Below are 5,902 nucleotides of genomic sequence, written 5' to 3'. Positions count from 1 at the left end.
CCCGAGTTCCCGGGCTACGTGATCGACATGCTTCAACATCGACCGAGTAGGACTACGGCCTGGCCAGCGGTGCCCCCGTGCCGGGACCCCCGACGCGATCAGTGGCTGTGTCGATGCGGCAGCAGAGCTCGGGAGGGCCGTCCCCCACCTCCCGATCATTGCGGAAGGGACCCTTGGCACCGTTGCGAGAGGGCGCCGGATCCGGCTGACGCAGGCTCCGTGAACTCTGACCGGCCCCCTGATGTGGTCGGTCCACAGGTTCTTGGTCGGGACCTGTCTACGCGCACTATCGGGCCTCCGCTGCCCGATGGCTAGGCTCCGGGCGAAGCGAAGAAGTGCAGCACCGGAAGAGCAAGAGTGCGAAGGACGATGACGTCAGGAAAGCCACGCCAGAGCGGACAGTCAGAATCCGTGTCCCTTCCGAACGTGGCCGTCCTCTCCCGGGATTCGATCACCCGAGAGGGCATGCTTTCCTGCTTGCGGGCCTGTGACCAGGTCAGAGTTCTTCCCCCTGGGTCCGAGGCCCACGCGGACGTGGTGGTCATACTGGCTTCAGAAGTGGCCGAGCAGGTGCTCTTCTCGATGCGGCGCCTGGTCGCCGAGGGATCACGTGCCGACATACAGGTCGTCCTCGTCGCGAACTCCATCAGCGGGCCTCATCTGCTGAGGGCCATACGTTACGGCCTTGTCAGCTTCCTCCCCAGGGACCGGACCAGCATGGCTGGTGTGCTGCAGGCCGTACTGGCCGGTCAGCAGGGCCGGGCCCAACTCCCCGACGAGTGCCTCAAGTCGCTGATCGATCGACTAAGAAATCTGCAGGGGCTCGTGGTTCAGGATTCGGCCGGACTGGCGAGTCGTGAGGTCGACATTCTGCGGCTTCTCGCCGAAGGGATGGACACGGCAGAGATCGCACGGAACATGAACTACTCCGAGAGTACGGTCAAGAGCATTGCCACCGAGATGATGAGCCGCCTGGGGCTGCGCAACCGCACGCACGCTGTTGCCTACGCCGCGCGAGCAGGCGTCCTTTGACAGGGCGGCCGGCAGGCATCCGGAGTGACGCGCTGCCTGGAGGCACGTCGGACTCCCCCATCGACTGCGCATCCCGGATGTGGGCCGAGCACATTCGGCGAGCCCCACCCCCCACCTAGCTAGACGAGTCATTCCGATGTGATCAGTGGTCGTAGGCGATCAGGGACCGTATGACCGGTTGGCTGGTCTTGTGGTTGTGCCAGATCGCCGCGGCCAGCGCCAGGACGCGCTGGGCGACGCGGACGGCGACGCCCTCGAAGGTCCGGCCGCCGTGCTGTTCCAGGTCGAGCCGGCCCTTGAGGGTGTCGTTCACCGACTCGATCAACTGCCGCACCGACTTCAGCCAAGGACTCGCCCTTGCGGCGCTTCTCCCGCTTGAACAACGGACGCAGCAGCTCCGCCCCGCGCCAGGCCGGATCGGCCTCGAACTCCTTGGAGGCGAAGCCCTTGTCCGCGATCAGCAGCAGGCCGGGCCGGTCGGTGACCGCCTCCGGCTCTCGGTCCAGCATGGCTGTCAGCACCTCGCGCTCGTCCAGCTTCGGGTTCGCCAGGGCCCACAGGATCGGCATCCCGGTCGGGGTGTACACCAGGTACAGCCGCAGGCCCCAGAAGAACCGGGAGTGGCCGGCGCAGTATCCGTACCCGGCCCAGCCGGCCAGGTCCGACCGCTTCACGGTGGGCCGCGAGCGTCCGCACTCGACCGGGGTGGAGTCGATGATCCAGTGGTTGTCGAGCCAGAAGTCGGTGTCCGTGGCGAGGAGCCGTATCGCCCGCTTGATCAGCGGCAGCGCGGCCCTCAGCCGCTTGTTCCAGCCAGGCTGCTTCGGTACGTACGGGAACATCGTGCCCAGGCGGGAGCGGACGAACCGCAGCCACCTGGCCTCCGATGCGAAGCCCAGCATCGCCTGGGCCACGGCGAGGCAGACGAGCTCGGAGTCCGTCAGTCGCGGCGGGCGGCCCAGCCGTCGAGTATCTCCGATCTCGTCGTCGATCTTCACGTACGGTGCGGTGAGCAGAGTGTCCAGGTCGCTTGTCATAGAACGATCTTGGGCACCCTGGCTGCGTTCCCGGACGCACCGTCAGCGTCCGGAATGACTCGTCCAGGTCCAGTAGCCGATGAGCCGGGCTGCCGGCTCGGCGTCAGTGTGCGAGTACTCCATGACTGAACCCTCGCCGATGGCTCGGCTCTCCGCCCGCACAGGGAGCGTACGACCCCAAGAGCGAGGTCAACCTCTCCCGGCTCCGCGCCCCGCCCGATTGTCAGTGGTCGGTGGCAGGATCGGTGGCGTCGAAGGTTCGCCTGGCGATTCACCTGGCGAGAGAGAGGGCCACCATGCGGGAGTTGACCCAGTTCGGGCGTCTTCGGGAGGACGATCCGCTGCGGTCGCCGTCCGGGCGGTTCGTGCTGCACTACGACGGGGAAGGTGTCGCGGTCCTCACGGACACGAGAACGGGTGAGACCACCTGGCGGGCGGGCGAGGAGGGGCGACCCGCGGCCGGGAACCTGCTGCTCGGGAACCGGGACGAGGTGCAGGTCGAGAGAGTGGACGGGGACCGCGAGACGATCTGGTGGTCGGGGATTGCCGCGAGCGGGGCGCAGGAGCTGATCCTCACGGACGCGGGTGACTTGGAGCTGCTCGACAGAGCGCGCGTCCGGTTGTTCAACTCCCGCACCGGCCCCGTGGAAACGCGGGCGACGCACGACTCCGCGCCCGCGGCCGACATCACCGCCGACCGCTTCCTGGTGCGTGAGGACGGAAAACTGCGCCGGACCGTCGCCCGCGAGCAGGACGGCTCGCTGCGGGTCTGCGAGCACACACGGAACGGCGGGATGAGCTACACCATGTCCGGGCCGCTGGTCCTCTGGCTGGAGCAGGACGAGACCGTGCTCACCTGGCGGTTGCTGCCGGAAGACGGTAAGCCGAGGTGGTGGACGCTGTGTCTGACGGATTCCGACGGTTCGGTGCTCTGGTCCGAGCTCAGGCGCAACCTCGAAACCGCGCTGCCTCCGGCGGAGCCGCACGCGTACGGCGGTCCGGAACTCGGCGCCGGCGGGCGGCTGCGCCACCAGTCGCTGACCTCCCCCTCCGGGACCCACACACTCGTCCACCAGGAGGACGGCGACCTGGTGCTCTACTGCAATCCGGCGCACCGCGCGGTGTGGTCCACCGGCACCTGGTGGGCCGGTGGCGGCTGGGCCGAGCTGACGGCCGACGGCGACCTGGTGGTGCGCAATCCGTACGGCGCCGCGGTGTGGCGTTCCGGAACGGCGGGTTCGGGCGAGCGACGGCTCGTGGTCGGTGACGACGGCCGTGTGGCGCTGCGGGACACCGGCGGCGTGGAGGTCTGGGCGGTGGCCGCGCACACGTCCTGCGCCGAGCCCGGCACGAACACCGCGCGCGGCTCAGTGCTGCGCCGGGGGCAGACGCTCCAGCGCCAGTCACTCACCTCCGCCGACGGGGGCACGGTGCTGGTCCACCGGGAGGACCGGCGGCTGGTGCTCCACGCCGACGACGGACAGTGGATCTGGAACGCGTGCGGGTGGGACGCGGAGCGGTCGGCGCTGGCGCTGGACGAGGACGGCATGCTGCGAGTCCGGGCCGAAGACGGCGGTGTGGCGCTGGAGTTGGGCGGTCCGGCCGACGAGCTGCGGGTGCTGCCGGGCGAGGTCCAACTGTGCCGCGCGGACGGGACCGTGGTCTGGCGCAACGGTGCGGAGGTGGCCGAACCCGAGCCGGGGACACCGCCTGCCGAAGACGCCGACGACGCCGAAGACTTCGAGTCCTGGATGGACGAGCTGACAGGCGGCCAGGCGTACTGCGCCACCGTCATCCACCACACGACACCCGACGAAGCGCTACGCCGACTGGGCGCCGAGCCCGACCGCATCACGACCGGCACCTGGGATGACCTGCGGACGCAGGGCGAGATCGAAGGGGTCGACATCGACGACCTCGTCGTGGCCGCGTTCGCGCTCGGCCCGCACACGCTGCTCGTGGAGGACAACGGGTGGACAGGGGTCAACAGTCCGCAGCTGTCCCAGGGCACGTTCGCCGTGTCCTGCTACATGAGCATCAACGCGGACGCGAGCTTCGTGGTGTTGCGCGACGGGGAGGTGGTGGCCGACCACTCCGACAACGGCAGCGCGGAACCGACCACGCCCGAGGTCCAGGCGGCGCTGGACGCGATGGGCGCTGACGACCCGTTGGACGCCGCCTTCGAGTACGACCTGGAGCTGCTGTGCCGCACAGCCGGCGTGCGGCCGACGGTGGCGGACGTAACCGGAGTCGCGCGGTGGGCGATCATACCTGGGCCGTGACGGGACCGTGGGAGCTACCAGATGGCTGGGCCGCCCGCCGCGATTGACGGACTCCAAGCTCGCCTGCCTCGCCGTCGCCCAGACGATGCTGGGCTTCGCCTCCAAGGAGTTCGAGGCCGATCCGGCCTGGGCTCGGCGGGCCGCGCCGGCAGCCGGAGCACCACCTCGCGGTTACGGGAGGGCTCCTTCGGGGTGACCGTGTCGCGTGGGGGAAAGCCGTCGCCCAGCACGGGTGACGGGCGCATCTCGGACGTAAGCGCGAAGACCTTCGGTCTCCTGTGGGGTGTGAGCCGAAGCGACGGCGTCAGTTCTGGCGCGCCGGCATGGCGGGAACGAGGCGTCGGGAGGCCAGATGTGCGGTGGCCGCGGGCCGGCGGGGGCCGTCCTCGCGGGGAGGGAACCCGGCAACTTCCCATCGGTTCACGGAAATTGATTGCCTCATGCGGCTGTGGCGCCAACAATGCGCACGACAAAACCGAAGGCACCTGATGGGCCTTCGGTGACAGAAGCTGAGAGGACCCCACATGAATCGACCTCTCGTCGGCACCCTGGCCACGGCCGTGCTGGGAGCCGCAGCCCTGGTGGGCACCGTCGGAACGGCCCATGCGGCGCCGCAGCGCGGAGCGCAGCAGCCCAGGCAGCACAAGACCGGAGCGCAGCAGGCCAAGCAGCACAAGGCCAAGGCGGTGGACTTCGCCGGCACCGTCGCGCTGAGCAACTGCTCCGGCTCGGTCGTCCGGATGCCCACCTCGCAGCCGAACGACCCGGCCCTGGTGATGTCCAACGGCCACTGTCTGGAAAGCGGTATGCCCGGCGCGGGCGAGGTCGTCGTCGACCAGCCGTCCAGCCGGAGCTTCACCCTGCTCAACAAGTCGGCCGGCCGGGCGGGCACGATCCGGGCCACCAAGATCGCGTACGCCACGATGACCGACACCGATGTGTCGATCTACCAGACCGGGTCGACCTACGCCCAGATCGAGCAGAAGTACGGCATCAAGCCGCTGGAGCTGGCCACCGACCACCCGGTCAAGGGTACGGCGATCAGTGTCGTCTCCGGCTACTGGAAGAAGATCTACTCCTGCAACATCGACGGGTTCGTGCCCACCCTCAAGGAGGGCGACTGGACCTGGAAGGACTCGGTCCGCTACACCCCGCAGTGCCAGACGATCGGTGGCACCTCCGGATCGCCGGTGGTCGACACCACCACCGGCAAGGTCGCCGCCATCAACAACACGGGCAATGAGGACGGCGAGAAGTGCACCGTCAACAACCCGTGTGAGGTCGACGAGAACGGCAATGTCACGGTGCACCAGGGCACCAACTACGCAGAGGAGACGTACGGGATACCGAAGTGCTTCGGTGCCGGCAACAAGCTGGACCTGAGCGCGGCCGGGTGCGCGCTGCCGAAGCCGGCGGCCACCCGTAGGTGACCGACGGCCACCCGTAGGTGACCGGCGCCACCCGTAGGTGAGAGGGCGCTGAACGGAACGCCGGGTCCCGTGCACGCGGTGCGCGGGACCCGGCGCTGTGTCGGCCTGCTGGTGTGGGAGC

The 5,902-nt window shown here is 68.9% G+C and carries 3 protein-coding genes and 2 pseudogenes; 4 read left to right on the top strand and 1 reads right to left on the bottom strand.

The annotated features are described in order from the left end of the window. Nucleotides 1–558 precede the first annotated feature (558 nt). Nucleotides 559–1,032, top strand: coding sequence for a LuxR C-terminal-related transcriptional regulator (locus tag ACWGJY_RS21330; protein WP_453262390.1), 474 nt, complete (start codon nt 559–561; stop codon nt 1,030–1,032). A 142-nt stretch (nt 1,033–1,174) separates the two neighbouring features. On the opposite strand, the pseudogene ACWGJY_RS21325 reads toward ACWGJY_RS21330, so the two are convergent. After that, nucleotides 1,175–2,069 (bottom strand): annotated as a pseudogene (locus ACWGJY_RS21325) (IS982 family transposase). A 296-nt stretch (nt 2,070–2,365) separates the two neighbouring features. On the opposite strand from ACWGJY_RS21325, the gene ACWGJY_RS21320 reads away from it, so the two are divergent. The 3 genes and pseudogenes from ACWGJY_RS21320 (at nt 2,366) to ACWGJY_RS21310 (ending at nt 5,781) form a co-directional block, all read left to right on the top strand. Next, nucleotides 2,366–4,351 (top strand): DUF6461 domain-containing protein, encoded by a 1,986-nt coding sequence (locus ACWGJY_RS21320; RefSeq protein ID WP_453262389.1) that lies wholly within the window; start codon nt 2,366–2,368, stop codon nt 4,349–4,351. Next, nucleotides 4,341–4,457 (top strand): annotated as a pseudogene (locus tag ACWGJY_RS21315) (IS982 family transposase); the annotation flags it as partial. The gene ACWGJY_RS21320 and the pseudogene ACWGJY_RS21315, both read left to right, overlap by 11 nt. Nucleotides 4,458–4,875: 418 nt before the next feature. Continuing rightward, the gene (locus ACWGJY_RS21310; protein ID WP_453262388.1) at nt 4,876–5,781 is read left to right on the top strand and encodes a S1 family peptidase; all 906 of its coding nucleotides are present in this window, start codon (nt 4,876–4,878) and stop codon (nt 5,779–5,781) included. Nucleotides 5,782–5,902 lie beyond the last annotated feature (121 nt).

The organism is Streptomyces sp. NPDC054765, assembly GCF_053612065.1.
Note: the sequence above shows the minus strand (reverse complement) of the source record. Positions and strands in the feature narration are given on the sequence as shown.